Origin of the sequence: Bacteroides sp. An19, assembly GCF_002160215.1 — a bacterium.
Classification (GTDB): Bacteria; Bacteroidota; Bacteroidia; order Bacteroidales; family Bacteroidaceae; genus Phocaeicola; species Phocaeicola intestinalis.
This window is the reverse complement of the sequence record NZ_NFKD01000031.1, coordinates 23340-48946: the sequence shown is the minus strand read 5'-3', so window position 1 is coordinate 48946 and position 25607 is coordinate 23340. Positions and strand designations below refer to the sequence as shown.

Genomic DNA, 25607 nt, shown 5'->3' with positions numbered 1-25607 from the left:
CAAGTCCGGTCTGAAACCGAACAGAACTTTTAATACTAAACTTATCAAAGAACTATTTGGCATAGTGGCAGAAGCCGCTTAGCCGATATGTTGATTTTTTAACGGACTATTATAATAAGTAGATGTTGAAAATTAATTTATATGATGTGTGCCTGTCATGTTGAGCATTGTTCTCCCCCGACAAACGGGGGAGGTAAGAGGGGGTGCGAAGCGAAGTCGAAACATCTCCCGAAAGACACGATTCCCTTGGGCAGTGCATGTAGTGAGATTCTTCGACTACGCCCTACTGGCTTCGCTCAGAATGACAGATACGTCGATAGTATAAACTAAATAGGAATGATTACTTATATCATTTTGTTATGTATCTTATCGAACTTCCGCTACCAAATGGATATTCTGATACATCAGTGTTTAAGTAGAGTGAGTCAGGAACAGGAATCCCTTCAAATCCATAACGTATTTTTTTGAATTGTGTTCCATCATCTGCACACTTGTAAGGCAACCATTTTGTTGGTTTATATACTGTTCTTACAATACCCTTATACACACCTAGTACATAGGTGATTTTTGTAATCATAGATTTGCTTATCGGCCAATATTTACGGGTTGATTCATAATCGTTAGCTCGCTTATAAATGCCCGTTGATTTAGATTGGTCATAACTTTTATTAAGACTCACAAGAAGTAGCAATTCACCTTCTTGGAGGGTTATCTTTGGGCAATCATATAATAAGCACAATTCTTCTGTGGTTTTTATACCCTCGTCCCATTGATGGTGACCACTCGTAATGTTTGTGAGCAGGTTCTCCTTGTTGAATTTAGTGTATGACAGCATATCTATAAGTACAGACTCCACCAAAAAAGCGGTTTCATCTGACAATTTATGCCTGATAATATAATGCTTAACTTTTAAGCCGTCCTGATGAATGGAACGAATTGTTTCAAGTTTAAGATTGTGACCGTCAATATTCTCTTGAAGAGCATTTTCTGCATGTTGGAATACTCTGTTCCCCTTGCCCTTTCCGATGTAGAAGATATGGTCATTTCTTGGGTCTACCAATGCATAAACATAAGATTGCAATTCTTCTATTACTTTTTGTGTGAACATCCCTTTATAATTGATTTTAATTCATTGATTGATATATTAGCCCTGTGCAGCATAGAATGGCAATTGGAACAGGCCATTAAGAAGTCGGAAGGCTCAATTTTGTGTTCACCATCTGTTGTTGCTAATCCAATTTTATGATGAGCTTCTATGAAATCTTTACCAATTTCACCATAAACAGACTTAAAATTGAATCCGCATATTTCACAATACAACTCGTTATTATGATTCCTTTTGAATATAGATTTGGCTTCAGCAACGACTTTGCTGTTACGTTCTATTTTCATATGGGTCACTAATTTCCTACCTCCCTCAAAAAAGTGGCTATTAACAGATTCCCATGGAATTTCGTCCTCCAAACACCAATAACTTCTATTATTCTTAGATGGCTGTTTGCCTAACCAAAAACAATAAGTCTTATAGGCATCTTCCAGTTCTTGTGAATATATATTGGAATGTCCTAGAATACGGGTAATTTGCTGTGTCGTTATAGTTCCGTGTTTGTCAAGATTTTGTTTGTGCCGTTCTAATGTATTGTTGGCGTAGCCAATGAATCTACTTGGTGCAAAATGGAAATCACCATCAATTTTATATGCGATGAACACCCGTCCATGACTTATATGTTTAGCCATTATGTCAAAATCATTGTCTGAATCACCCATCAAATACTTTTCAATGGTCTTGATATTTGCAATAATCTGATTCTTATCCGATACCAATGATATTTTCATATATTCAATAAATTGGTTGTTAGCATTAAACAGCTTCGTCATAAAGACTTAGCAAAGATTTATTGCAAAGGTAGCTAATTTTTTAGAATCATTTTGTCATAGCCTTAAAACATTGACTGACAAGCAAAAAAAAGCAGTAAATGTGCAGGATAAAAAACATAAAATCCATATTTTGCCACATTCCCGTGTATGAAGCCCCTTGTTCCGTCATATAGGAAGATGACCGCACACGCAAGCAGCGCACCGGTTATGCCGTAGCGCATCATCAGCGGAAAGGCAAACGGCAGTTGCATCATCCTGTGCAAAGTGACGAATTTACCCTTGCCAAATCCTAACAGATAGAACACCACAATTAGCAGTACACCCCTCCATTCGTAGTCCGTTTCCAACCATGCCGCCAACCATGCTGTCAGCAGTATGGAAAGACAGCATAGAATGCGATGTTCCCAAAGCCTCTCGAATGCGGCCAATGCCGCCACTCCCAAGGCCAGCGTGAACATCACGTTGTGCGTGCCGTCCGCACCGTTCAACAGATACCACGGCACTTCGCTGACGACTGCGAACAACATGAGGGAAAGGAAGTACCGCATCCTGTTCCGCGTATGGGCGAAACCTTCCGCAACCAGGAAAGCGAACACGGGGAAGGCGATACGCCCGAAGCACCGCATCACCTCATAAGCCATTGTATTGCCATCCATAAGATAATATGCGTAATGGTCAATAACCATGGAAACCACGGCGATGATTTTCAATGCGCTTCCGCTCAACAAAGGAAGCGGTTCAGGCAGATAGGAAGTCGAACCAATATTCATATATCATTATCTTTCAATATGTTATCAGAAACAGTTAGACAATCACTTAGCTCATTCCAAGCAGTTCCTTGACCATATCCTCTACCTCCTGATTAACCCGTTTGAAATTGCGGTTGAGCAGAATTTCCTTCTCCCTGTCGTTCTTGAACTCGTAGATTTTGGGCAGCGGCACGTAGTGTTCCTCCTCGTCCTTAATCTTCTTCATGTCGAAGTGCGTCTTGCAGAAATACTTGGTGGTCTTGAACTCCTCCGACTGTTCGATGTCGAACTTCTCCAACATACTCTCGTCCGTGGCGGTGAAGTCGCGCGCCGCCTGTCCGGCCAGCCATCCGGTGGCCATGTCCGCTATCTTCGCCGCCGGAACGAGGTAGTCCATCTTCTCTGATATGGTGGTGGACACCTTCTGGTCGTTGATGGATATGGAGCGCGAGGTCTGCTTGGCCTTGCCGAACACGTCGTTCTGCGCCCATTCCAGCGTCTCCTTGTTACGGGCAGCCCCCATGAAGATGTTGCCGCACGTAGTAATGATTTTCTGCATACCCACCTTGCCGTAGTCCGCCTCCAGTTGCGGAAGTTCCTGAAAACCTAATGTCACGGCCACCTTGTTGCTCCGCGCCGTGCCGATAAGGCGGTCTATCTTGTGGAAGTACAGCGTGGGCAGCTCGTCCACGATGATGCTCACCGGGATGTTCCCCTTGGAGTTCACACGGGTTATCAGACGGTTCAGCACAAGGGCGTTGAGCGAGCCGATGACCTGCTCCTTCTCCGGGTCGTTGGCTATCACGAGGTAGCTCGGATGTTCCCTGTCGGAAATCTTCAGGTCGAAGTCGTCCCCGGTGAACACCCAATAGGCCTCCGGCGACACGAGCCTTGCCGCATTGACACGCAACGTTCCCACCATGCCTTCCAGCTGGTCGTTGGCCTTGTTCTCATAGGCACTCTTGAACGGTGCCATGAGAGAAGCAATCTTGTCGTCCTGCATCAGGATGTTAAACACCTGGTCGTATGGCCTGCCCAGAAAAGAGAGCACGTGCGGCATGTCCGAATATTCCCCCGTGACAGTGTCCGGCTCCACCTCGTTGCCGTCCTTGTCCTCATACCAGCAGCGGTCGATACGTATCAGTTTCCCTGTGCGGTCTTTATAGCTGTAACCGTTCAAGTCCACGAACATCCTATCTTCGTCTGTGGAAACATCGTTGCCCTTCTCGTCCACGAAATCCAGCACCACATTCCCGTCCTTGTCAATGGCGTTGAAGTCGTCCCAATTCCTGATGACGATTTCCAGCTTCTTTCCCTCGTGTAGGATGAAGCGCCTGAGCTTCCTGCCGTCCTTGAAGCCCACGGGGTGGAAGTTGACGAAGAAGTAGATGATAGCCGCGAGGAAGTTCTCCGCCGAGTTGGTGAAGAACGCCTCCGAACCGCCTTTCTTCTCGCCGCCGCCCTTGTTGAGCGATGCCAGCAGGGTAGCCGCCGTTTCCGACGCCGCCGCAAGGTCGGGGATATACTTCCGCTGAATGGGGTTGATGCGGTCGGAATACTCCACGTCGGTAAAGTTGATGGTGCGGAATCCGCAGTTGGCAGGCAGCCTGCCGGCCTTCCTGTTCTTACAGAACTGGTAGAAGAGCGTCTTCGCCAACGTGGGGTACTTGAAGTCGTACACCATCATAGCGAAGCCCTTGGCTGCGTGCTGCCGGATGAACGGGTCAATGACACCGAAGGACTTGCCCGAACCGGGCGTTCCCAACACGATTGTCCCACGGAAGGGGTTGATGATGTTTATCCATCCCCTGTGCATCTTCCGCTTCCAATAATATATCATAGGGATGTTCACCGAGTAGTCATTGGCGACAAGATTCTCCGACTGCTGGAACGACTCGTTCTCGAAGTTGAAGCGGTCTTCGCCCACCTTGTTGTTGTAATACTTGGCGATGCCGTCCAGCCCTTGATGCACCAGCATGGTGCCGACAACCGAGCAGATGGCGTAGAGGATGCGGTTGGCAGGGAAGCCGAACCAGCTGACGCCGAAATACATCCCGTGGAACACGAAGCACAGCCCGACAAGGGTAAGCCCGGCCAGCACGGGATAGACCACCATCGTGCGCACGTTGAACTTCAACGCCTTCTTCGCTTTCGTCCCTATGCAGACGATGCAGATGCACACCAGCTCCGCCACCTTGCAGCCCGATACGGTGTTGAACACCTTGAAACGCCCCAACAGGTCGAGAATGAACTGCGTGACACGGTTGTCCGCTGTGACGGGCAGGTTCATCACAATCTCTATGATTAGGAAGATGTATATGCAGCTGCGGAAGTAGTTGTACATCTGCTGCTGTTCCCTTGTCTCTTCAAATGCCATGCCTTCTGTTTTGTTTACAAGTGGTTAAAAAGGTATCTTCACTCCAAGCAACAACCCGTTGCGGAACGTGTCGCCGTGCAGGAAGTTCACGTTGTTCTTCTGTATCAGGGCGAACTCCCAGCCGTTACGGAACACATAGCTGTATTCAAACCCTCCCTCCAATCCGATGAAGAACCGTTTTTGCACCGCGCCGAACTGCGGGCCGAAGCGGAAACGCAGCATACCGTTCTTATAGCGCACCAGCCGGTGCTTGTAGACGATGCCGCCGTCCCAATAGTAGCCTTTCCAGAAATCCTTTTCCTGCCAATGGGTGCCGGCCTCGCCGTACAGTTCCACGGCATTCCCGTATGACAACGGACGCTCGTAGCCGATTGTTGCGTTCAGGGTGGACGGGAACAGGAAGCCGGCGTTTACCGCCAGCTTGCCGTCCTGTGCGGATGCGCCAATGGAAACGGCCGCACAGCATAAGGTAATCAGAAACTTCTTCATCATTTGTCAGAATAAGAGATGTAGTAATAAGGATAGTAGGCAGCGTCCTTCAGGATGTCGGCATCGAAGCCGTCCGCATGGAGGATGTCCTCGTATTCGAGGGTCAGCACGATGACCCGTCCGCTGATCTGGTTCTCGGATATTTCAATGCGCAACACCTTCTCGTCGGGGAAGGTCAGCTTGGGCAGCACCATCACGTTGCGGTAGTCCTTCCTGAACTTCCTCGTGGAGTTGAGCGTGAACACGGGCGACAGCTCAATGGTCTGCGAGTTGGTCGCCTTGGTTTCCTTCTTGTCCGTGAGCTTCACGCGGATTTCCTCGATGTCGTAGGGAATCTTCGTTTTGTTGCGCAGCGAAAAGTCGATGAAGAAGTAATCCCCGACGGCGTAGATGTTGTTGACCGTGGCCTTCATCCCGTGCGCCCTCGTCACGATCTGGTTGTACTTGCGCCTGCTGCCGTACACCGCCCACGCATAGCGTGCCATCTCGGACATGGGCATGGTGACTTCAGGGTTGATGTAGGACTGCGTGTGAGTGTACGGCACCTCGAAGATGGCGGCCGCCTGTCCTGGCTCTTCGGTATAAAGGACGTCATATTGCGCGATGTGTCTTTCCCCGATGAGCGTGATGGTGCCCAGCAGCTCGTTCTCCGTGTAGCCGCCGGACCGTATGGAATCGCCCTCATCGTGGTACGGCTTGATGCGGACGATGTTGTCCGTGCATTGGTTGCCTGCAATCTTTGGGGTGGAGATGTCCACCAGCTTGATGGGTTCGGGCATGACGATGTGCGTGGTCACGTCCCGGTTGACATAGATTTTCTCGTTGGCGTAGGCGGTCATGCCCACGGCGCAGAGCAAAGTCAGTAAGATGGTTCTTGCTTTCATATAAGTAAGTATGTATTTGTTTTTCAAATCATGTTCACCTTGCATCGTCCGAGTTGATGAGGTAGACGATGGTGTTGTACTTGATTTTCGCCTTGTTCTTCCGTATGTTGGACGACAGGGCGGAAGTGGCGGAGTTGTACATGTTCTGCAGGGCCTGCAAGGCAATGGCCTCGCCGGATATGCCGGAGCCGTAGCCGCCGTCGGACTCGATGTTGATGTCCTGCTGCACCACGTTGGAGCTAGCGTCCTTCACGAAATCGCGGAACGAGGATTCGGGCACGTAGAAGCCCTCCATGCCGTCGTTGTCGAATACGGACAGCTTGACCTTGATGAACTTGTCCCCGGCAAGTATGCTGGTGATGGTAGCCTTCACGCGCTGGCTGGAGAATCCCGTCACCGTGCCGTAGAGGTAAGTACCTTTCCTCAACTTGGTGCCGCTCACCGTCACGTCGTCAAGCAGCTTGAAGCGCAGGCGCGTGCCTTCCTTGGCCTTGGTGGTCTGGTCTATCATGGCGCGTATCAGCCTGGCTTCCGCCGTACCGTCGGGAGCGGCCACCGTATGGAACTTGTCCGCATTGGTGTCGGCAGACTTGATGACAAGGTTCGGGCGGTTTCGTTCCGCCTCTTCCTTGCGGATTCTCGCCAGCGAGTCGGCACGCTGCCTTTTGGCCGCCTCTTCCGCTTCCGGGTCGCCGAACCCAAGGCCGCGCCCGATGGCCTTCTGCCTCTCGTAGCTGCGGCGCTGGATTTCCTCAAGGTCACGGGCGAAGTCGTCCTGCGAAGTGTAGCCCATGCCACTGCTTCCATCAGACGGACGGTCCGAAGGTGCATTGTTGCCATAGGCGTATGAATTGATGTGCCGCCTGGACTCCGCCAGCGAGCGTTCCAGTTCCTCCATTTCCTGCTGCTGCCGGATTCGCTCCGCTTCCGCTGCGTCCAGCTCGTCCAGTTCCTCCTCGCTGTAGCCGTGTCCCGGCTCCTCTTTCTCCTCCTTTTCCTCGCCAATGCCTCCCACGGCGGTAAAGGCGTCCTCGTCGCCGAAGCGGCGCGACATCTCGTACATTTTGTCCCCGGCTTCCTCGGCGTGTGCTTCGGGCAGTTCCGTGTTGATGCGGTCGGTGGCCACGGCCTGTTCCGGCTCTCCGCCGCCCCCAAAAGTCTGCATCACGAAATACACCAGGGCGCACAGCGGTATGAAGATGACCGCCGGGAAGATGTACTTGGGTTGTTTGAAATTGACTTTAATCATGTTCTCCGTTGTTATTGATGAATTTTACAATGTTCTCCAGCCGCCTGTACTGCCTGACAATCCGCAGGGAGTCACCGTGCGTTTTCCGAGGCATGGCTATCAGGGAGTCAAGTTCCCGTCGGATGGCCCGTCCGCTGTCCGCCAGCTCCTGTATCGTGGCACGGTGCAGGCCTTTGTTCGACTGTATGGTGCGGAAGCCTTGGAACAGGGGTTCCATGCTGGCAATGGCGCCGATGCCGTGTGCGTTGTCCGTCCCGTCCGGCTTGCTATTGTTCATGACAAGGGAGCATACCAGCAAGAGCGACAATGTTCCCGTAACACAGGCAAAAGTCCTTTTCGGATGCTTCCGGGCCCAGATGTTCGCCAGACGGATACGACCGGCCAACCGGAGTCTTTCCCCGGCCTTTCCCAGTTTGGGTTGCAGCCATGCGCGGATTTGCAGGTGCGTCCTTAGCCTGCTTTCCCGAAGTTTCTTTCTGATTCTCATATCCAAATCGCATTTAGTAGTCCAAATCCTTGTTTTCAAGCGTCCTCCAGTTGGTAATCAGCAGCCCGTGGGGATTGTTCCGCGTCCTTGGCACGGACTCGACATATCCGGTCGTGACCAAAGAACGCTTCAGGTCACGGGTGCGCCGCTTGATGAGCTGCGTACCGTAGTAGGTGAACTTCCGTTCCTGTTCGTCGAAGTCGATGGAGTCGCACATGACGGTGCAGACCGCCGACGAGGAGATGATGTCGGAGTAAAAGCCGTTCTCGTCCATCGCCTGCTTCTGTTTCAACGCCGTGCCGTCCGCCATGTACATGGCCTTGCCGAGTGTCCACTTGATGTAGTCGTTGTCGGGCGGCAGGTTGAAGAAATACTGATGGAAGAGCTGGATGTGCGCCTTGGCCTCCATCGTGAAATTGGCCTCCAGCTGCGCGCGCTCGGCGAGGAACGGGATGTTGCCATCCAATATGTATATCTGGTCCCTTTCCTTGTTCACCAAGGAAAGGCAGCACCATACGGTGAAACCGCAGATGACGGCGCAACCGCCTATGGTGGCCAGCACCGTTATCATGGCGAGCCTTGTTTTCTGTGCCAGTGATTCTATGAGCATATTCTTGAAATATTAGGTTTATCTTCCTGATTTGGGCTTGACCATGGAAATCGCGCCCCCGGCCACCGAACCGGCCGCGCCTCCTGCCATGGAAGCGATGCCCGTCGCCGTGGAGCCTGCCGCCGTGGCCGCGCCCGAACTTACGCCGCCGGGGATGAGCCACGAGGCCACTTCCGGAACGAAACGTATAATGTACGCGCCGACCAGCATTCCCATGGCGTACATGCAGTTGGAGCCGATGCCCTGCAGCCCCAACGCGCCTATCTGCGACCATGAGTTGACCGAACCGTGAAGCAGGTGCTCGTAGGCCACCAAATCCTGTTGCAGGTTATAAAGCAGGATGAAGTCAACGTAGTACAGGCACATGTAGGTCACGAATCCCCACAGCGAGAGGGAAAGGAACTTGGACATCCACTGGCTCCACGCCGAGTTCCACGGCGGGGCGAGGGACAGGGCGAACATGATGGGGCAGAATATCATCATGATGGCCATGAAGATGCGCTGCGCCACGAGGATGCCGTAGTAGGACATCTGGAAAATCAGCTCTCCCACGAAGCGGATGACATCGTTTATCCATTCGCTGACCTTGGTCTCCGTGGCCACCACCGCCCGTTGGGCGTAGTTGTTGATGGTGTTGCCAAGGTTCTCCACGTTGTAGATGAGTTTGTCCCACCATGCGGCGTCCTGTCCGATGGCGGCCACCTGCTGCGCGGTTGCGATGGAATCCTGTACGGTGCGCAGCCGGTCAAGGTACTCGCTTTGTTTTTGAGCCACCTTCAGCTCGAAGGCGGCCACCTCCTTGTTCTTGGCCTGCGCCATCGCCTTGCTCGCGCTTTCAAGTCCCTTGCCGGGCACCTGCAGGGCGTCACATATCCACGAGGAGGAAGAGATGCAGATGGAGATGCCGACGATGCGGAGGAGCTTCATTACGTCCATGCCGCGCCGTCCGAGCATCATCATCCAGCACTCGTAGGAACCCACGCAGAGGGCGAGCAGCAGCCCGATGATACGGGCCAGTCCCACCGCGTCGCCCAGCACGGCCACGTTGGGGAACGTCTCCATGGCGACAAGGAGCTTGTCCAGGCTCTCGTCGATGGCCGGAAGGCCTATGGTCAATAAAACAGCAGACAGTTGCATAATCGTATTCTTATCTTCATGTAATACATTTTAATTCTAATAATGTGTGGCGGCCACGGCGCAGAGGTTGGCGGTCTGTTTCACGAGTGCCTCCATCTTTCCTTTGGCTTCTTCGTAGGCTTGCTGCCGCTTGGCGTTCTCCAGTCCGTAGCCCACGCCCGTCTTGCGGATATAGGCAATACCTGCGCAAAGGATTTCATTCTGCCTGCCCAGTTCGTCCACCTGCGGCTTCAACTTTCCGCCGCTTTTCGTCATGCAATAGAGCAGGCCGTCGGTGATGCAGTCCTGCATCCGGTTGAACTCGTCCTTGTAGGCCGGATAGACCAGGTCAACGGCGCGGTCGGCCTCCCGGACAAGCTCCTCCTTGTACAGCTCTTCCACATATTTGCGTTCTTCCTCCACCTTCTCCAGCTTCTGCCGCTGGGTCTCCTCGGATATGACCCGTGTGGGCATGATGCGTTTGATGTTCGACTTGGATTCCTTGAAGCGGACACGGAAGCCGGACTTGAAGCCCGCCCATTTCCAATACATTTCCGCGCCGGAGTAACCCTTGTGCAGGAAATAATAGTACCAGTCGGGCGCGAAGTCCCACGGCCCGTTCTCCATGGACTGCCACTGTTTCTTCTTCTCGTTGTCACGGACGGGCACTTGTGCTTCCGCCACAACCGGGGCGAAGACTACACACAGCAATAATATGGCCTCTTTAACTTTCATATCCTTTGTTCCATTTGTCTATTATCGTTTTCGCTATCTCGTCCTTGACCTCGGAGTTCAGTATCTCCCAGATGTAATCCGGCTTCCATCCGCAGTCGGTAATGAAGTAGCAGTACAGGTTCGCGTTGTCGATGATGTACCTCGCCCTGTCGATGGTGGTTTTCAGCGTCATCACCAGGTTCAGCTTCTCGTCCATGGAAGCCTTCATCAGGTTGATGCCGGAAGCGGCCACCGACGCATAAAGCTTGTAGCAGTGCTTCACTTCCCTCGATATGGCCAGGTTGGCGTCGGCATAGTACCACGCCACGAAGGGCTTCTTGCTGACATGGCCGAACGTGTTGGAGGTGAAGTCCTTGTATTCCTTCACCAACCGGTACAGTGCGTTGGCCGTGGAAGAGATGGCGCCTGCCAGCACTAAGTAGGAATGGGCATTGTCCAGCTTGGTGTTCAGGGTGGTGCGCACGTCGTTGAACTTGCCGGCCCCCTTGGTGAGGAGCGACTGCTCGCCGAAGCTGGCGGCCACACGCTGCATGGCCTTGTCCTCGTCCTTCTTGACGGCCTTGTGCAAGGCAATCAGGGCCTCGATGGTCGGGAGGTCTTTGGGGATGACTCCGGCCGATACCCTGACGGGAAGCGACAGGACGGCGATTGCCATAAAGGCGGCAACAAAAAACGCCCTGTAATTTCCTATACCTTTTATATTATAGTCCATGGCTCTTGTTGTCTGGTTCAGTAATTGGAAGCTACAAGCCCGTTCCATGACTGGACAAGGCTACCGACACGGTTCTTCATGGTCACCACGTTTGCCCAGCCCTCCGGGTCGATGGCAAAGAAGAGGTCGTCCGCTGTGGCATACTGTGCCATGAGCATCATTCCCTCCACCTTGTAGCGTATCTTCGTAAGGTCAGTATATATGCGATTGGCCAGGGTCAGCCGCTCGTAGCGGTCGAGCAGGTTGTACCCGTCGCTTTTCCTCTCCGCCGTGGCTTCCCCTTTGAGCGGGTTCTGCACCCTGGCGTTGTTCACGATGTTCACGAAGTCGCCCACCAGTTGTTGGGTCTCGGCTACGAGGTTGCCGAGTTCATTGAGGCAAAGCAGCTTGTTCGTAAACTTCGCCCTGCCCACCGTTTCAATAAGTTCCGGCACGTCTTTGAGGATATCGAAGGCGCAACTTCCGATTTCCTTGTAGTAAAGACTCTCCGTACCGAAACCGGAGATGTTTTCCATCGAGAGCTTGTACAGCTCCTTGATGGTGGCCATGCTCACGGTGTAGAGTTCCACCTTCTGCTTCTTGGAGGCGATGGAGTCCAGCCGTTGGTTGTGCTGCCCCTCGATGAGCTTCTGCGAGGCCAGGTTGGCGCCCACCGTTGCGATGCAGTTACGGTCTATGACGATGCGCCATCCGGCAAACGTGGGGGCGGACGCGGCAAACAGGAATGTTCCTAACAATATGTTTTTCAGCTTTCCCATAATGACATTACTTTTTGATGTTGGTTGACTTCTCTGGCGAACTCCAGGTACTTGGGGCTGCCCGCTTTTTTACGGTCGGCCTCGATGCGCGTGATGGCCTCCTGCACCGTGCCGTAGTGCCGCAGGTATGTTTTCAACGCCTCTTTTTCCGTCCGCTCGGTGGTGTAGGCCCAGTAACATTCGGGGGCTTCCTCCACGCCGTAGACGTCGGAGTGCTGTCCACGGCATATCCACACCTCCTTGAAGTAGCTGCGCCCCTCGTGGTTGTCAAGCGCGTTGATGGTGAATATCTGCTGCCGCTGCACGGGCGTCAGGCCCAATATGGCGGCTATCTGTTCGTACCTGTCCTTGAACTTGGACTGGTCGAGCAGTATCTTCACGTCGGAGTTGTTGATGATGGCCTCCTTCACGATGGGCGAGTCTATCACGTCGTTCAGCTCCTGCGTGACCACCCCGGCGATGCCGTGGAACTTACGGACGGTTTTGTACAGGTACTTGATGTACTCCGCCATCGTGGGCGAGGCGATTGCCTTCCACGCCTCTTCGATAATCAGGGCCTTTCGCCCCTTCTTGATGCGCATTTTCTGGAGGAACACGTCCATGATGATGAGCACCACGATGGGGAAAAGCACGGGGTCATCTTTTATCTTGTCGATTTCGAAGACGATGAAACGCTCGTTGAAGAGGTCCACGTCCAGGTCGGCGTTCAGCGTCATTTCCAGCTCGCCGCCCCGGTAGAACTGCTTGAGGATGGCGGCGAAGTTATGTATGTCGAATGTTATTTTCTCCAGGGAAGTGATTTGCGGGATGCGCTCCACGGCGAACTCGTAGTAGGAGTTGAAGGACAGTTCCCTGACTTTCAGCCTGCGCTTCTGCTCCTCCATGCGGTCTATTTGCCTGTCAATCTTGACGAGCATGGTGTTCTCGTACAGCTCCTTGCGGTATTTCTCCACGATATGTGCGGCGTGTTCCCTTTCAGACTCCGAGGCGGCCTTGTCGCATATGAGGGCCATGAGCGAACGGCACTGGCGGACGAGCTTCATGCGCCTGACTTCCGAGGGGAGTAGCAGGGCGCGGCGTTCCGGCACTTCCGGCTGGTCATTGGCGTTTATCAGGCGGTCGATGTCTTCCATCTCGTGGTTGTACTTCTCGTAGTCGTCATCCATCTTGGAGTCTACAAGGAGCTTCTGCCGCAACTCCGCACGCTGCTTCTCCGTGAATTTCTCGAATGGGTGGAAATAGGCGTCGTAATACTCCACGATGGTCTGGTTGACTATCATGTCCTCAATTTTGCTGGGAAAAGCGTTGCCCTTGAAAATGAGGAACACCAGCGATTTGAGGAAGTTCTTCTTCTCGCCGAAGTTCAGCCTGTATTCCTCCTCCGTGACCTTGAAGGGATTCATGGAGATGGGCTTCTCCTTGGAATAGGAGATGTACGTGCCGCCGTAGTAGCCGCAGATGCCCTCGTAGGAGTCGCCCGTGTCCACCATGACCACATCCGTCTGCTGTTCCAACAACTGGCGGACGACTGAGTTCATATGAAACGACTTGCCGCTTCCCGAAGGCCCGATGCAGAAGAAATTGGCGTTGTCGGTCATCTTCACCTTGCCCTCCTTGCCGGTGATGTCGATGCAGACGGGTAGTCCCTGCCGGTCGGTGTAATATGTGGTCAGGGGCGTGTCCTCCGATTCCTTCAGGTGCTCCTTGAAGAAGAAGCACAGGGCGGCGTCCGACAGGGTGAGGAACAGGTCGTAGTCGGGATTGAAAGCGTAGGCGTTGCCGGGGAAGCTGTCGGTGAACAGCTCCAGCTGGTTGTAGGCCGTGCGCGAGGGCATGATGCCGCACCCGTACAGCTTGGTCTCCAGGTAGGAAGTGACAGGAGTGACCTTGTCCGCCGGGCAGCTCACCAGGATGTTGAAGTTGGCGTAGACCAGCAGGGAGCTGTCCACGGCAAGTTTTTCCAAGACCTCCTCAATGTCGGCCTTGGCTATACGGTTACTCGGGTCGGGCATGGAGCCGTGCCGTTTGGCCTTGGCCTGCAATTTGCGGAGAAGCTTCCGTTGGCCTGGTATCTGCACCACCTGGTTGTACACCACGCAGTCCGCATGTGGAACGCTTGTCAGGAACGAGAAAAGGTCGGTGGCGATGGGATATCCGTTGACGGAAGCCTGCGTGTACGGCCTGATGCGTGAGGGCAGGTTTATCTCGTCGATGTCCACCAGCGGATAGGAGCGCACCACGCGGCCGCCCACCTTCAGGTACTCGTCCGAAGCCTTGAAGTTGGTCATGGAGAACGGGCCGTGGCGGAAGCGGAAAGCCATGAAACGGTGGCAGTATTCGTCAACTTCGTCCTTTGTCAGCCGCCTGTGGCGGATGTGCTTCTCGCTCAGGATGTCCTCCGCCTTGCTTACCTTGGCATGGAACTCCGCCCACATCTTCGGGTCGTACTGCACGAACTGGCCGCGCTGCGCCTCCTGGGTGATGACAAGGTATGTGCGTATCTCGGTGAACTCCCTTCCCTCAAAGTAGCGGAAATAGCTCTGCGTCAGGAACTCCGCATCCTCCGGCACGTCGTGGTGGTAGGCCTGTTTGCAGAAGATGTCCTGCTTCTGCAAGGCGTAGCCCTCACCGAGCGTCTGCACGAGGTTGGAGAGCACGTCCTGGAACCGCAGGTACTGCTCCGCGTCCGTGCATAGCTGCTGCACGGGGTTGGCCATCTCGAATATGACCGAAGACTCGCCTCTGGCGGAAAAGAGGACGGCATGGCCGTCCGTCTCTTCCAGCTGGGCGTAAAGCCCCTCGAATGCCCGTTTCCTGTTCTGTGCCATCGGTTGCTTTCTGTTTGTTGGTTTTTCAATTCGTTTTTCGGATGTTCTTATAGATGTAGATGCCCTTCGCCCGTTTCTTGCTGTGCAGTCCGCCGCGCTGCTTGACGAAGATGGTGGCCAGCCCTGCGGCGGCCATCACCAGCATGGCGATGAATCCGGCAAGTTTCCCAAGGGCGATGGAGAAGACGATGAATCCCACGAAGGACACGCCTATGGCTACCGCCGCCAGTGTGAGGAAGCGGCCGCGGATGCCCATGAACTCCAACGGCTTCTGGAGTCCCTTGAACACGGGAAAACCATCTTGATTACTCTTATTCTCTTCCATGATTTACGTGAAAAAGAGTGGCAAGGCCTCTGATAATGCGATGAACGCGATACAACCGCCGATGGTCAGCATGATGGTCTTCTTGACGTCCTGGTCGCCGTTCTGCATCTTGAAATAGACATTGAACGCACCTACAAGAACGATGACCGCCGCAATGGCTTTCATGAGGTTGGAGACGGGAGTCTGGTAGGAGCTTACTTCCTGCGTGGCCTTGGTGAAGCCTGCCGCTCCCTTGCTTCCGGCCATTGCATCGCCGGCGGCGAGGGTGAGCGCCACGAGGGCGAGCGTGCCCTTCCGGGCGAACGCTGACTGTTTGAAACGGACGAATGCGCGTAGGCATTTTCTTTTTAGTGTCTGCATTTCTTTAATCATTAAAAGGTTGTTTCATCGCCAAAGGAACAGGAGTCGCTAAAGGAACGTGTATTTGCTCACCTTGCGTTCTCGCAGGTGTATATGACAAGGCCGAGGTCGCTTGTGCCGGTTTCCGCCAGCCTGTCGATTTCATGGATGAGGTCGTCCACAAGGATGCCGTCGGTCATGATGGCCTCACGGTAGCCGGGGCGGCGGAAGTCTTTTCCTTGTCGAGGGTCTGGTTCGGATTGCCCGTGGTTAACCGCTTCTTCTTTCTTCTCCTCGTCCCTGCTGACTCTGGTCGGACGGAAGCTCCTTGCCTCGTCCGATATGTCTATCTCTTCTTCCGTATGGTTCTCCTTTTCCGCGTTCCGGGCCGCCTGCGCTTTCCTGATGTCCGTGAAGATGAGGAAGGCGTAATAGCAGGCCATTGCCACGAAAAGGATAAAAACGATTTGTCCGTACTGCATGGCTATATGGCATTGGATAATGGTGTATTGTCTTCGGGAAAAGGCAGGAAGGATAGTCCAAGTCTAGTGGCCTTGGCTTCCAGCCGGGCTTTCCGGCATGTGGCTTCGGTGAAGTACAGTATGTTCCTGTGTACGCCGGTGATGTATCCGTTGGCTTTCAGCCGGGAGCGAATCCTGACCTTGGCGCGGTGTGAGATGACTTTGAGGCGTGTGAGCGGATCAAGCCCGAAAATTGCCCTGCGCCGTTCGCGGCGTACCATCTCGCGGCGTACACGGGACGACATCGCATAACCCTCTGCCCTGCTCCGGGTCAGTCCCAGCTTGCAGGACATGCGGCTTACTGTGGTGCGGCTGATGCCCAGGTCGCAGGCCATCTCCGCGTAGGAACGGTTGTCGAAGTGGCGGCTGATGTGTCCGGCACGGTCCAGCCACCGGCTCTTGGCCAGCTTTTCCAGTCCGAGTTCGCGGGCTTTCGCCTTCACTGCCGTCACGCCTATCCGAAGTACGGAGGCGGTGCGGGCGGTGGTCTCCACGGGGTAAAGCTCGGCAAGCCGGGAGAGCATGGCTTCTGTCCAGTTGATTCTACGCATGGGATTCAGGATTATAGTTGTTGAACAATGATTTTTTCTCGCGGCGGTATTGCGCCAGTAGGGACAGGTGGTTCTCGAAGAACGAGCGGACGATGGCGTTCACGAGGTCGGAACGGCAGCGGCCACGGATGTCGCAGTCGTCAAGCGAGTCGGCCAGGTCGCGGTCGAGTTTGCATACCAGACGGTCTGCCTTGCCGTTCCCGTCCGTCGGCGCTTCAAGGTAGGCCATGAAGTCCTGCCAGCACTTGTCACCGGGATGTGCGGTGCCTTGCTCCGCTTGTCCTTCTCCCTTGAATGCAGGTTCGTCGTCATTGATGCCTCTGGTGAGGTCGTCTATTTGTAATTCCTTGTTCATTACGCTATGGTCATTGATGGTTTATGTCTTTGGGGGTGCCGTCAACGAAAATTCCGGCGTATATTTTGTCGAACACCGGACTGACGATGCCGGCCTGCATATCCAGTTCCGCCACCGTGCTGAAACGTTCCATGTCGGCCCGCTTGGGAATCTTGTCCGTCACCAGCCCGTAGTTGGCGAAGGTCTTCCCCGTGTTCTCCCACAGTTCCAGCTCGGAGCGTTTGCCCACCCGTCCGTCATAAAGGTTGGGGACGATGAAGAGCCGGGCTTTCATCTGTCCGCCCACGGCCTTGCGCAGACGGTCAATGAACATGAGGAAGCTCGCGGTGGAGGGGACGGTCACCAGGTCGTAATGGAACGGCACGACGATGATGTCCGAGTTAACGAACATGGGTATCAGTCCTTCCGCCTTCAGGCTGCCGGGCGAGTCCATGAGCACCACGTCTATGCTGGGGTCATTGTGCAGCTTCTCCATGAGCACGGTCATGGCCTGCTTGTCGTTGGCCTCGTAGGCCATCACGTCGTAGGGTACGGCTTCTTCGCCGTATTTCTTGATGTCGGCCTTGCGGCACTTCATGATGGAGTGCTGGAAATCGCAGTCGATGACCACGGCACGCACGCCCTTCGTCACAAGGTAGTTGGCGAAGGTGGCGCAGAGGGTCGTCTTGCCGACTCCCCCTTTCTGGTTGGCGAATGTCACGATGACGGGTGTCTGTATCATTTTGTCCACGGTCGTTTGGTTCGGTGCAAAAGTATGCACCGGACAGAACGGTGACGAAATGCACAACACTTTTGTGCTTCAGGTCAACCTGACCGAAGTATTTTATGCGACAACTTAAAAAATATGACGGCTTATGCGGCCAAACAGGTGACAAAAGGACGTCTCCGTTTTTGACTGCTTGGCTACCGTTTGAGGTTGCGTCCGTCGTCAATGTCCTCGTAGCCGCCCTTGCCGCCGACTTCCCACTCACGCTTTTCGGCATGGCTTCCGGCACCGGAATCCTTCAGTCCGTGCAGACGGATTGGCTTGATGTGTCTCCCGTATGAATCCGATTGTCGGGACTGCTGCTTCCGTGGCCGGGGTTTCAGCCGTTCCGTGTCAAGCCCTTCCGCCGCAAGGTCTATCACGATGTGACTTTTAAAAAAGTTGACGGCATATGCCGCGCCCGCTTCCTCGCGGATGATGAAGCCTTCCTCATGAAGGGCACTTTTCACGGAAAAGACGTTCTCGTCATTGAAGATTTCATGCAGGCGGCTGACGGCATCCGTATGGGACTGCGGCCTTTCGCCTGACAGGTCCACCAGATCAGGACGGTTCACCTTGAAGATTTTGCAGAGCAGATCGCGTTCAGCTTCTGTGGCCGGGTGGAACATCTCGATGAAACGGATGCGGTTGTTCCGGTCGATGGCTTCCGCCATGAACGGCTTTAACGGGCGTGTCTGTCCGTCAAAGTGGATGACGCCTTTCTTGATATAGGCACGCTGCTTCCTCAGCTTCTGGAAAATCTCGCCCTGCGTGATTTTCGGGTTGAGGGTGAGCAGCCGGTCTATGTAGTCCTCTATGCGTGCGAAGCGTTGTTCCGGGGTGGCGAAGTCCAGAAGCTGTTCCGTGGCCAGCACCCTTGCCCCGTTGATGACGGTACGGTGGGCGTGGTCGACAATCATGTAGCCGTAGGGCGCATCCTTCCTGCCGAAGAACACGAGGTCGATGCCGAACTTCTCCTTCAGCTCTTTCTGCAGCTCTTCCTTGCCGCCGCTCACGTCCCGGTATTTTTTGAGGATGCTCCGTAGCTGGCGGCAACGGGCGCGTTCCCTATAGCCGCTTTTGAAAAGCTGTTCGACTTCGGCCAACGGAATTTGCCGCTGCACCTTGCCGCCATGCTTGATAAATACGTTTTCATCTTTCTTATATACCTCATATCCCATAGAAACCATGATTGCCTTGAACTGGGCGAAAGAGGAGAAGGTATATTGCCTGGCCGCGTCCATGTCGTCGGCAATCTTCTTTTGCCTGTCCGTGCCGAGAATCCTGTCTATGACTTCCTGGGAACGCCTGCGCTCGTGACTATAGGCTATCTTCCTGCCGTCGGGGGCGACACGCGAGGTGATGATGTGCAGGTGGGTGTTGTCGGTGTCATGGTGGGCGTAGATGAGCCAAGGTTGTCCGGGTTCGGCATATCCCATTTCCTTGAGGTATCGGTGCGCGAAATCCAGCAGTTCGGATTCCGTCATCTCACGGCCTTTGCAGCTGACGGCCACATGGAACTGCGGTTTCCGGATGCGGCTGTTGGTGGAACTGTATTTTTTGAGGTAGCCGATAAGCTCCTCCGTGGTGGGTCTGCCTGCCAGACCGATTGTCCCGAAGTTCCGCATCTCGATGAGCCGGGCAAGCCCTTTCGATACCTTGTGTTCGTTGTAACCTACGGCATGGAAGTCCGCGCTTCCGGGTAATATGGTCGCTATCATCTTGGGGTGGTGTTATCTTGGTTGGTGATATGTACGTTTCTAAGGCTTGTTTATTCTTGATGTGAGGATGTCAAGTTGTCTTTTTATCCCGTTGACGGATTCTTGTGTGTCCCGGATAACCGGAAACAGAACTTCCCGGATATAGCTTGGGGGCAGCAACCCTGCAACCGCCAGCTCGTTGGTACGCTTTACCGTCTGGTTGAGATTTCCGCCTATATGGGACAATTCGCCCTGGTATCTCCGGTAGAACGAACTAAGTTCCTGCATGAGTTCAAGCTGCTGCTTGACGCTTACGTTTGAATACTCTTCGAGTGCCTTGCGCACGTAATGACTTACGGTCTTGTAATCAGCCGCTTTCTCCTTGAACGCCCGGATTTCCTCCGGAGTCATCCTTACCTTGATGTACTTGTTCCTTTGTTCCTTCATACTTCGGTTCTTGATGGCCGGGATTGTCTTACCTCATTTCGCAGGGCGAAACAGCGGCGGTGCCGCTCCGGTGCAGGGCATCCGGCAAGTCACTTTTGGGGGAACAAACGGAGTTTTGTGGCCACAAAAGTACAACTTGCTTGGAAAATCCTGCAACGCAGGGCAATGCCATCCCGGGGTCTTTTTTGCGTCAAAATTACCGTGGAAAGGGGCATCCGTGCAAAATGCACAACACTATTCTTCAAGGAACGTATCATTTTGACCGGGGTATCGGGAACATCCGGTTATTGGGTATGTCAGAGGGATTTGCTTTGGTATATGTGTATGATGCTTTTCGATTGCGTGGAATTTCGGGATATGAAATGAGGAGTGGATTGGTTTCAGATGGACGGTTATGTCGGTTCATCCATCTGTAAATTGTCGGGAACTTTATCTGCTTGCCTGATAACAAGAGGGAAGAGGAAACACGGACATTCGTTTCTCAGACTGGTAATGAGCTTGGTATTCCAGTATGATGCAATAGTGTAATGGCTGACCGGGACAAAGATGACTATGACATTTGTTTGCCATCATTCATCAGGTCTGAATAACACGGTTTATATACACCAGACAACCTCGGATTTTGGGAATATAAGAACTCGTCACTCGTATATCACAAGCTGTGGATATGGTAGTATCTTGATATGGAAGCACAATGGAAATCGTCTGACAATCAGCGGTTTTGTTAGAAAATAGTTACCGAAATACTTTCATATCTCACTGATTTTTAGTATATTTATGGTGGAAAATAGCCTCGTTTGGCTTATGGTTTCATATAAATTTGAGTATATGTTTGAACTGTTACTGATAATATACCTGGTGCCGGTCATCATCGTGCTTTCACTGCTGCTGCGGTTGGTATTATGGCTGGCAAGGAACGTGCTGCGGTTTGCCGGATGGTTGGTTAAGAAGGTATGCGTTCTTTTATGGAAGGGGCTGTTGCTGTTGGTCGGTATCTTCTTGGGACGGTGTTGTGCCAACCGTCCGCCAGATTAAGGATGGGAGCGAAACAGCAAAGCCGCACCTGTCTCGAACGGACAGGTACGGCTTCGTGCTGTATTCGGATGGAAAGGTGTTTTTCCCTCATGTCAGGTGTTTGGTCTAACCGACAAACGGGCTAAAATCCTTTTCCTTTGCTTCTCTCATAGACAACCTCCTTTTGGGTATCGCAGTTGGTGATACGGAACTGAACGGTGCATCCGGTCGGTATGTCGCTCGGAAGCTTGTTTGCCAGCTTGGCAATCACTTGGTCAACATTGCTGAAACCGATGTCTGTAAATTCGGAAAGCACCTTTCCTTTGAAATAGGCCCGTCCGCGAATCATCATCTTCTTGGATATGCGGAACAGCTTGTCTGCCGGAGCCTCAATGTCACGCGCTTTGCCTTGCTTGCTCTTCTCGTCACTGAAAAAGATGAAGTCGATGACCTTGGCATTCAGCCTCCATGCCGGGGTGAAGTCTATCTTGACATAGCCACGGGTGACATTCAGCCCGTGGCTGTGGTTCATACCGAACGCCACTTCATAAAGGTTGGCATCACAGTCATTTTGGGCGATGGTCGCCCACGTGTGCCGGAACGTGTAATAACAGTAGTAGTCCTCCTTTTTCATCCCCATGTCGGCGCATATTTTGCGTATTCCGATATTCACGTTGGCATTGAAACTGTCGGAGTTGCTGTAACGGCTGTGGAATACGAACAGGTATTCATCATCCTCGCCGGACAAATACTTCTCAAAAGTGGACTGGATAAATGGTTCGATACGCATTTCCATGTATGCCTCGTCTTTCCGGCTGTTGCGGGTCTTGGCTCTTTTATAGCCGATAATGCCATTGTTGTAGTCCTTCTTTTTGAGTTCGTAAAGGTCAACGGTATTGATGCCACCAATGCACAACGAAAGAAGAGCCACATCCCGGCCAAGCTCCGGAAGGGGAGACAGCATCTTTGTTTTTGGAAGCGGGCGGTTGAAGAACTCACGACAAGCTTCCGCACTGATTGCCCTTTGCACTGTGCTATCTGATTTTGGAATCTTTATTTTCAGCCAAGGGTTGAATTTTATACGCATGATGCCACGTTCTTCATCGTTTAACTCGATAATGGCTTTTTTGAAAATCTGTCTCACACAAGTAGGATACATTTCTTTGGCTCGGTTTGTTTTTGCCAGACTGTCTATCCATTTTTTCAAAACAACAGAGGTAAGTGTGCTGAACATAATTTGTGTCGTTCCCAAATATCGCTCAAGATGATTAACGGCAAGCTGATAATTTTTTGCATTTCGAGCATGACCACCATTTATCATTTGAGCAATGAAATTAGCTGCGAACTCACTAAAGTTTACATCACCATCCGAGTGCTGAAGAAATTCTATCAACTCAGAGACTGAATAGTTTGATACCTCATGACGATTAATCATATCAGAGTAGCGTAATATTTCACGCGAACAAAATTCATTCACTACCGCATCCTTAATTTCACCAGCTTTGGTAAGTTGCTTATCGGTGATAAACTTGTCTGTCTTTATATATCCCATTTTTGAGCGGTGAACGACACGAATATAGACTTGGTAGAAGCCATCGGCTCTCTTGTACCTTACGATTGCTTTAAATGTTGCCATAAATTGTTGGTTTGTAATGAATTACTTTTGTATGTCCTTTTGTATGCGCAGCATCAGAATTTCGTATGTAATTTGTATGCAAGAGCCGTTTATTTGGCTCAATTTATGCGGTCAAATGAACGAACCGTATAAAAACAGTTTAGGCTGTAACGCCTGTCATACAGGACATTACAGCCTAAATCAATGCCTAAGATATTTTTAGAGAGTGTCCTCTACCGCTGCCTGCGCCGCAGCCAAACGTGCGATAGGCACGCGAAATGGAGAACAGCTGACATAGTTTAATCCTACTTTGTCGCAGAACTTCACTGATGAAGGCTCGCCTCCATGTTCGCCACAGATACCGCATTTCAAATCAGGACGTACTGAACGGCCTTTCTCTACTGCCATTTGGATAAGCTGGCCTACACCGTTTTGGTCAAGTACCTGGAACGGGTCTACTTTCAGAATCTTCTTCTCTAAATAAACCGGTAAGAAGGAAGCGATATCATCGCGCGAATAGCCAAATGTCATCTGCGTCAAGTCATTCGTTCCAAATGAGAAATATTCAGCATGCGAAGCGATGCGGTTAGCGGTCAGAGCCGCACGTGGAATTTCAATCATCGTACCTACCTTGAACGGAACTTCTATACCTTCTTGTTCGAAAACTCTTTTAGCCGTAGCGCGGATGATGTTTTCCTGTGCTTCGAATTCGTACAAGATACCAATCAACGGAACCATGATTTCAGGATGCGGGTCGTAACCTTCTTTCTTCAGCTCACAAGCGGCACCCAAAATAGCCTCCGTCTGCATTTCGGTAATTTCGGGATAAGTATTTCCCAAACGGCATCCGCGATGACCTAACATCGGGTTGTGCTCGCACAGGCTTTCTACACGCTGGTGGATATAATCTACCGTAACACCCATCGCTTTCGCCATTTCCTCTTGGCCTTTCTGGTCGTGCGGAACGAATTCATGCAAAGGCGGGTCGAGCAAACGTACATTTACAGGATAACCGTCCATTGCTTTGAATATGCCCTTGAAGTCATTCTTCTGGTAAGGCAACAACTTAGCAAGTGCCTTCTTGCGTCCTTCTTCATCCGGTGCCAGAATCATTTCACGCATAGCGATAATCTTCTGATTGTCAAAGAACATGTGTTCCGTACGGCAAAGTCCGATACCTACGGCACCAAACTTACGGGCTACTTCCGCATCGTGGGGAGTATCGGCATTGGTACGTACCTGCAAGCGGGTATATTTGTTACACAAGTCCATCAGTTTTGCAAAGTTTCCTGATACTTCAGCTGCCTTGGTAGGCACCTCGCCCTGATAAACTTCGCCTGTACTACCGTTCAAGGAAATATAGTCACCTTCTTTCAGCACGACGCCATCGATTTCTACCGTGCGGGCTTTATAGTCTACATTGATAGCTCCTGCACCCGACACACAGCATTTACCCATACCGCGAGCCACTACGGCAGCATGTGAAGTCATACCGCCACGTGCGGTCAAGATACCTTCAGCAACGGTCATTCCAGCCAAGTCTTCGGGAGAAGTTTCGATACGTACCATCACCACCCGATGACCATCGGCACGCCATTTAGCCGCATCTTCTGCAAAGAATACAATTTGACCTGTAGCAGCACCCGGAGAAGCGGGAAGTCCGCGAGTCAAGACCTTAGCGTTACGGAGTTCTTCTTTATCGAATACAGGGTGAAGCAGTTCATCCAACTTATTCGGTTCGCAACGCAAGACAGCTGTCTTTTCATCGATTAAGCCCTGTTCCAGCATCTCCATGGCGATACGCACCATGGCAGCACCTGTACGCTTTCCGTTACGGGTCTGCAAGAACCAAAGTTTTCCTTCCTGTACTGTGAATTCCATATCCTGCATGTCATGATAGTGGTTTTCCAGTTTGGTCTGCAGCTCGTCAAGTTCTTTATAGATTTCCGGCATGGCCTCTTCCATCGAAGGATATTTGCTGGCACGTTCTTCTTCTGAAATGCCTTGCAGTTGCGCCCAGCGTTGAGAACCGATTTTAGTAATCTGTTGCGGCGTGCGGATACCTGCCACTACGTCTTCGCCTTGGGCGTTAATCAGGTATTCACCGTTGAAGAGGTCTTCGCCTGTAGCGGCATCACGAGAGAAGCAAACGCCGGTAGCAGACGTGTCGCCCATGTTTCCGAATACCATTGCCTGTACGTTTACGGCAGTACCCCATTCAGCCGGTATGCCTTCCATTTTCCGGTAAAGGATAGCACGTTCGTTCATCCACGAATCAAATACGGCACAGATAGCTCCCCACAATTGTTCGTAAGCATTGGCAGGGAATTCTTTACCGGTTTGAGTCTTAACAGCTTCCTTGAAGCGTTTTACCAGTTCTTTCAGGTCGTCCACTTCCAGTTCATTGTCCAAGCGGACCCCTTTCTTTTTCTTCACGTCTTCGATAATCGCCTCGAACGGGTCGATATCATCTTTATTGGCAGGCTTCATGCCCAATACAACATCGCCATACATCTGCACGAAACGGCGGTATGAATCCCATGCGAAACGTTCGTTGCCTGTCTTGCGTGCCAATCCGGCAACCACTTCGTCATTCAGCCCCAAGTTCAGGATAGTGTCCATCATGCCTGGCATAGACGCGCGTGCACCCGAACGTACAGATACGAGCAACGGATTTTCTACATCACCGAACTTTGATTTCATGAGTGTTTCGACTCCCGCAATAGACTTTTCGACGTCATCTTTCAACAGAGCTACTACATCGTCTTTACCTTTTTCGAAATATTCGTTACAAACTTCTGTAGTAATGGTGAAACCGGGAGGAACAGGTACGCCAATCAGGTTCATTTCAGCAAGGTTAGCGCCTTTACCGCCCAGCAGGTTTCTCATGTCTGCCTTTCCTTCGGCATGTCCGTTTCCGAAGGTGTAAACTCTTTTTGTTTCCATTTCTTTTGGTAAGATTTATTAGGTTATTATGTTTCTCATAAGTAGAGTGTCTGCAAAGCTATGGAAAATTTGCAACATATCAAATACAAATAAGGTGTTTTTGGGCATGTTTTGACAAACAGACTTGCCAAAAGCGGCTCTCAGGCTTTTTCATACCATTATGATTGGCTGGCCATA

25 protein-coding genes are annotated in these 25607 nt (G+C 52.0%); 1 reads left to right on the top strand and 24 read right to left on the bottom strand.

Annotated features, from left to right (window positions below):
• Nucleotides 1-349: 349 nt before the first annotated feature.
• The 22 genes from B5F25_RS12245 to B5F25_RS12140 all read right to left on the bottom strand — a co-directional run bounded on the left by B5F25_RS12245 (nucleotide 350) and on the right by B5F25_RS12140 (nucleotide 19855).
• Nucleotides 350-1108 carry an endonuclease gene (locus B5F25_RS12245; protein WP_087249871.1) on the bottom strand — a complete coding sequence of 253 codons (759 nt, stop codon included), beginning with the start codon at nucleotides 1106-1108 and terminating at the stop codon, nucleotides 350-352.
• Nucleotides 1090-1878, bottom strand: a complete 789-nt coding sequence (locus B5F25_RS12240) for an HNH endonuclease (RefSeq protein WP_087249870.1) — start codon at nucleotides 1876-1878, stop codon at nucleotides 1090-1092. Before B5F25_RS12240 ends, B5F25_RS12245 begins: the two co-directional genes overlap by 19 nt.
• 62 nt (nucleotides 1879-1940) lie before the next feature.
• Complete coding sequence (locus B5F25_RS12235; protein ID WP_087249869.1) at nucleotides 1941-2648, bottom strand: TraX family protein; 708 nt, start codon at nucleotides 2646-2648, stop codon at nucleotides 1941-1943.
• Nucleotides 2649-2694: 46 nt separating this feature from the next.
• Entirely contained in the window at nucleotides 2695-5004 is a 2310-nt protein-coding gene (locus tag B5F25_RS12230) for a type IV secretory system conjugative DNA transfer family protein (RefSeq protein WP_087249868.1), read from the bottom strand.
• Nucleotides 5005-5028: 24 nt separating this feature from the next.
• Nucleotides 5029-5493: a hypothetical protein gene (locus B5F25_RS12225; protein WP_087249867.1), complete on the bottom strand. Its 465-nt coding sequence runs from the start codon at nucleotides 5491-5493 to the stop codon at nucleotides 5029-5031.
• A complete protein-coding gene (gene traN / locus B5F25_RS12220) occupies nucleotides 5493-6377 on the bottom strand; it encodes a conjugative transposon protein TraN (RefSeq protein ID WP_087249877.1) in 885 nt (294 codons plus the stop codon). The genes B5F25_RS12225 and traN overlap by 1 nt, the downstream gene beginning before the upstream one ends.
• A gap of 34 nt (nucleotides 6378-6411) precedes the next feature.
• Entirely contained in the window at nucleotides 6412-7626 is a 1215-nt protein-coding gene (locus B5F25_RS12215) for a conjugative transposon protein TraM (RefSeq protein WP_087249866.1), read from the bottom strand.
• Entirely contained in the window at nucleotides 7619-8113 is a 495-nt protein-coding gene (locus tag B5F25_RS12210) for a hypothetical protein (protein ID WP_087249865.1), read from the bottom strand. The genes B5F25_RS12215 and B5F25_RS12210 overlap by 8 nt, the downstream gene beginning before the upstream one ends.
• 13 nt (nucleotides 8114-8126) lie before the next feature.
• The gene (traK, locus tag B5F25_RS12205) at nucleotides 8127-8723 is read right to left on the bottom strand and encodes a conjugative transposon protein TraK (protein ID WP_087249864.1); all 597 of its coding nucleotides are present in this window, start codon (nucleotides 8721-8723) and stop codon (nucleotides 8127-8129) included.
• A gap of 18 nt (nucleotides 8724-8741) precedes the next feature.
• Nucleotides 8742-9860 carry a hypothetical protein gene (locus B5F25_RS12200; RefSeq protein WP_087207503.1) on the bottom strand — a complete coding sequence of 373 codons (1119 nt, stop codon included), beginning with the start codon at nucleotides 9858-9860 and terminating at the stop codon, nucleotides 8742-8744.
• A gap of 36 nt (nucleotides 9861-9896) precedes the next feature.
• On the bottom strand, nucleotides 9897-10574 hold the full coding sequence (locus B5F25_RS12195) for a DUF5045 domain-containing protein (protein WP_087207501.1): 678 nt from the start codon (nucleotides 10572-10574) through the stop codon (nucleotides 9897-9899).
• On the bottom strand, nucleotides 10564-11229 hold the full coding sequence (locus B5F25_RS12190) for a hypothetical protein (RefSeq protein WP_087249876.1): 666 nt from the start codon (nucleotides 11227-11229) through the stop codon (nucleotides 10564-10566). Before B5F25_RS12190 ends, B5F25_RS12195 begins: the two co-directional genes overlap by 11 nt.
• 74 nt (nucleotides 11230-11303) lie before the next feature.
• Nucleotides 11304-12044, bottom strand: a complete 741-nt coding sequence (locus B5F25_RS12185; RefSeq protein ID WP_087249863.1) for a hypothetical protein — start codon at nucleotides 12042-12044, stop codon at nucleotides 11304-11306.
• Nucleotides 12032-14872 (bottom strand): TraG family conjugative transposon ATPase, encoded by a 2841-nt coding sequence (locus B5F25_RS12180; RefSeq protein WP_087249862.1) that lies wholly within the window; start codon nucleotides 14870-14872, stop codon nucleotides 12032-12034. Before B5F25_RS12180 ends, B5F25_RS12185 begins: the two co-directional genes overlap by 13 nt.
• Before the next feature lie 25 nt (nucleotides 14873-14897).
• Nucleotides 14898-15197, bottom strand: a complete 300-nt coding sequence (locus B5F25_RS12175) for a DUF4133 domain-containing protein (protein WP_087249860.1) — start codon at nucleotides 15195-15197, stop codon at nucleotides 14898-14900.
• A 3-nt stretch (nucleotides 15198-15200) separates the two neighbouring features.
• Nucleotides 15201-15557 (bottom strand): DUF4134 domain-containing protein, encoded by a 357-nt coding sequence (locus B5F25_RS12170; protein WP_087207590.1) that lies wholly within the window; start codon nucleotides 15555-15557, stop codon nucleotides 15201-15203.
• Nucleotides 15558-15625: 68 nt separating this feature from the next.
• Complete coding sequence (locus B5F25_RS12165) at nucleotides 15626-16018, bottom strand: hypothetical protein (RefSeq protein WP_087249858.1); 393 nt, start codon at nucleotides 16016-16018, stop codon at nucleotides 15626-15628.
• Nucleotides 16019-16020: 2 nt separating this feature from the next.
• The gene (locus B5F25_RS12160; protein ID WP_206423549.1) at nucleotides 16021-16608 is read right to left on the bottom strand and encodes a MarR family transcriptional regulator; all 588 of its coding nucleotides are present in this window, start codon (nucleotides 16606-16608) and stop codon (nucleotides 16021-16023) included.
• Nucleotides 16601-16963 carry a hypothetical protein gene (locus tag B5F25_RS12155; protein WP_087249855.1) on the bottom strand — a complete coding sequence of 121 codons (363 nt, stop codon included), beginning with the start codon at nucleotides 16961-16963 and terminating at the stop codon, nucleotides 16601-16603. The genes B5F25_RS12160 and B5F25_RS12155 overlap by 8 nt, the downstream gene beginning before the upstream one ends.
• A 10-nt stretch (nucleotides 16964-16973) precedes the next feature.
• Entirely contained in the window at nucleotides 16974-17684 is a 711-nt protein-coding gene (locus tag B5F25_RS12150; protein ID WP_087249874.1) for a ParA family protein, read from the bottom strand.
• 182 nt (nucleotides 17685-17866) lie between these two features.
• Complete coding sequence (locus tag B5F25_RS12145; protein WP_087249853.1) at nucleotides 17867-19429, bottom strand: relaxase/mobilization nuclease domain-containing protein; 1563 nt, start codon at nucleotides 19427-19429, stop codon at nucleotides 17867-17869.
• 39 nt (nucleotides 19430-19468) lie between these two features.
• On the bottom strand, nucleotides 19469-19855 hold the full coding sequence (locus B5F25_RS12140) for a plasmid mobilization relaxosome protein MobC (protein WP_087249851.1): 387 nt from the start codon (nucleotides 19853-19855) through the stop codon (nucleotides 19469-19471).
• A gap of 828 nt (nucleotides 19856-20683) precedes the next feature.
• Here B5F25_RS12140 and B5F25_RS12130 point away from each other — a divergent pair.
• Nucleotides 20684-20890, top strand: a complete 207-nt coding sequence (locus B5F25_RS12130; RefSeq protein WP_087249873.1) for a hypothetical protein — start codon at nucleotides 20684-20686, stop codon at nucleotides 20888-20890.
• 121 nt (nucleotides 20891-21011) lie between these two features.
• Here B5F25_RS12130 and B5F25_RS12125 read toward each other — a convergent pair whose 3' ends face one another.
• Together B5F25_RS12125 and ppdK are read right to left on the bottom strand one after the other, a co-directional pair.
• A complete protein-coding gene (locus B5F25_RS12125; RefSeq protein ID WP_087249847.1) occupies nucleotides 21012-22505 on the bottom strand; it encodes a phage integrase SAM-like domain-containing protein in 1494 nt (497 codons plus the stop codon).
• A 198-nt stretch (nucleotides 22506-22703) separates the two neighbouring features.
• The gene (ppdK, locus tag B5F25_RS12120) at nucleotides 22704-25430 is read right to left on the bottom strand and encodes a pyruvate, phosphate dikinase (RefSeq protein WP_087249845.1); all 2727 of its coding nucleotides are present in this window, start codon (nucleotides 25428-25430) and stop codon (nucleotides 22704-22706) included.
• Nucleotides 25431-25607 lie beyond the last annotated feature (177 nt).

Bases quoted from the DNA above. Each gene is read 5' to 3' on its own strand.
- traN (WP_087249877.1), bottom strand. From the start codon at position 6,377: ATGAAAGCAAGAACCATCTTACTGACTTTGCTCTGCGCCGTGGGCATG.
- B5F25_RS12180 (WP_087249862.1), bottom strand. From the start codon at position 14,872: ATGGCACAGAACAGGAAACGGGCATTCGAGGGGCTTTACGCCCAGCTG.
- traK (WP_087249864.1), bottom strand. From the start codon at position 8,723: ATGCTCATAGAATCACTGGCACAGAAAACAAGGCTCGCCATGATAACG.
- B5F25_RS12165 (WP_087249858.1), bottom strand. From the start codon at position 16,018: ATGCAGTACGGACAAATCGTTTTTATCCTTTTCGTGGCAATGGCCTGC.
- B5F25_RS12240 (WP_087249870.1), bottom strand. From the start codon at position 1,878: ATGACGAAGCTGTTTAATGCTAACAACCAATTTATTGAATATATGAAA.
- B5F25_RS12245 (WP_087249871.1), bottom strand. From the start codon at position 1,108: ATGTTCACACAAAAAGTAATAGAAGAATTGCAATCTTATGTTTATGCA.
- B5F25_RS12160 (WP_206423549.1), bottom strand. From the start codon at position 16,608: ATGCGTAGAATCAACTGGACAGAAGCCATGCTCTCCCGGCTTGCCGAG.
- B5F25_RS12155 (WP_087249855.1), bottom strand. From the start codon at position 16,963: ATGAACAAGGAATTACAAATAGACGACCTCACCAGAGGCATCAATGAC.
- B5F25_RS12195 (WP_087207501.1), bottom strand. From the start codon at position 10,574: ATGAAAGTTAAAGAGGCCATATTATTGCTGTGTGTAGTCTTCGCCCCG.
- B5F25_RS12140 (WP_087249851.1), bottom strand. From the start codon at position 19,855: ATGAAGGAACAAAGGAACAAGTACATCAAGGTAAGGATGACTCCGGAG.
- B5F25_RS12215 (WP_087249866.1), bottom strand. From the start codon at position 7,626: ATGATTAAAGTCAATTTCAAACAACCCAAGTACATCTTCCCGGCGGTC.
- B5F25_RS12175 (WP_087249860.1), bottom strand. From the start codon at position 15,197: ATGGAAGAGAATAAGAGTAATCAAGATGGTTTTCCCGTGTTCAAGGGA.
- B5F25_RS12200 (WP_087207503.1), bottom strand. From the start codon at position 9,860: ATGCAACTGTCTGCTGTTTTATTGACCATAGGCCTTCCGGCCATCGAC.
- B5F25_RS12145 (WP_087249853.1), bottom strand. From the start codon at position 19,429: ATGATAGCGACCATATTACCCGGAAGCGCGGACTTCCATGCCGTAGGT.
- B5F25_RS12125 (WP_087249847.1), bottom strand. From the start codon at position 22,505: ATGGCAACATTTAAAGCAATCGTAAGGTACAAGAGAGCCGATGGCTTC.
- B5F25_RS12225 (WP_087249867.1), bottom strand. From the start codon at position 5,493: ATGAAGAAGTTTCTGATTACCTTATGCTGTGCGGCCGTTTCCATTGGC.
- ppdK (WP_087249845.1), bottom strand. From the start codon at position 25,430: ATGGAAACAAAAAGAGTTTACACCTTCGGAAACGGACATGCCGAAGGA.
- B5F25_RS12230 (WP_087249868.1), bottom strand. From the start codon at position 5,004: ATGGCATTTGAAGAGACAAGGGAACAGCAGCAGATGTACAACTACTTC.
- B5F25_RS12150 (WP_087249874.1), bottom strand. From the start codon at position 17,684: ATGATACAGACACCCGTCATCGTGACATTCGCCAACCAGAAAGGGGGA.
- B5F25_RS12130 (WP_087249873.1), top strand. From the start codon at position 20,684: ATGTTTGAACTGTTACTGATAATATACCTGGTGCCGGTCATCATCGTG.
- B5F25_RS12185 (WP_087249863.1), bottom strand. From the start codon at position 12,044: ATGGGAAAGCTGAAAAACATATTGTTAGGAACATTCCTGTTTGCCGCG.
- B5F25_RS12190 (WP_087249876.1), bottom strand. From the start codon at position 11,229: ATGGCAATCGCCGTCCTGTCGCTTCCCGTCAGGGTATCGGCCGGAGTC.
- B5F25_RS12170 (WP_087207590.1), bottom strand. From the start codon at position 15,557: ATGCAGACACTAAAAAGAAAATGCCTACGCGCATTCGTCCGTTTCAAA.
- B5F25_RS12210 (WP_087249865.1), bottom strand. From the start codon at position 8,113: ATGAGAATCAGAAAGAAACTTCGGGAAAGCAGGCTAAGGACGCACCTG.
- B5F25_RS12235 (WP_087249869.1), bottom strand. From the start codon at position 2,648: ATGAATATTGGTTCGACTTCCTATCTGCCTGAACCGCTTCCTTTGTTG.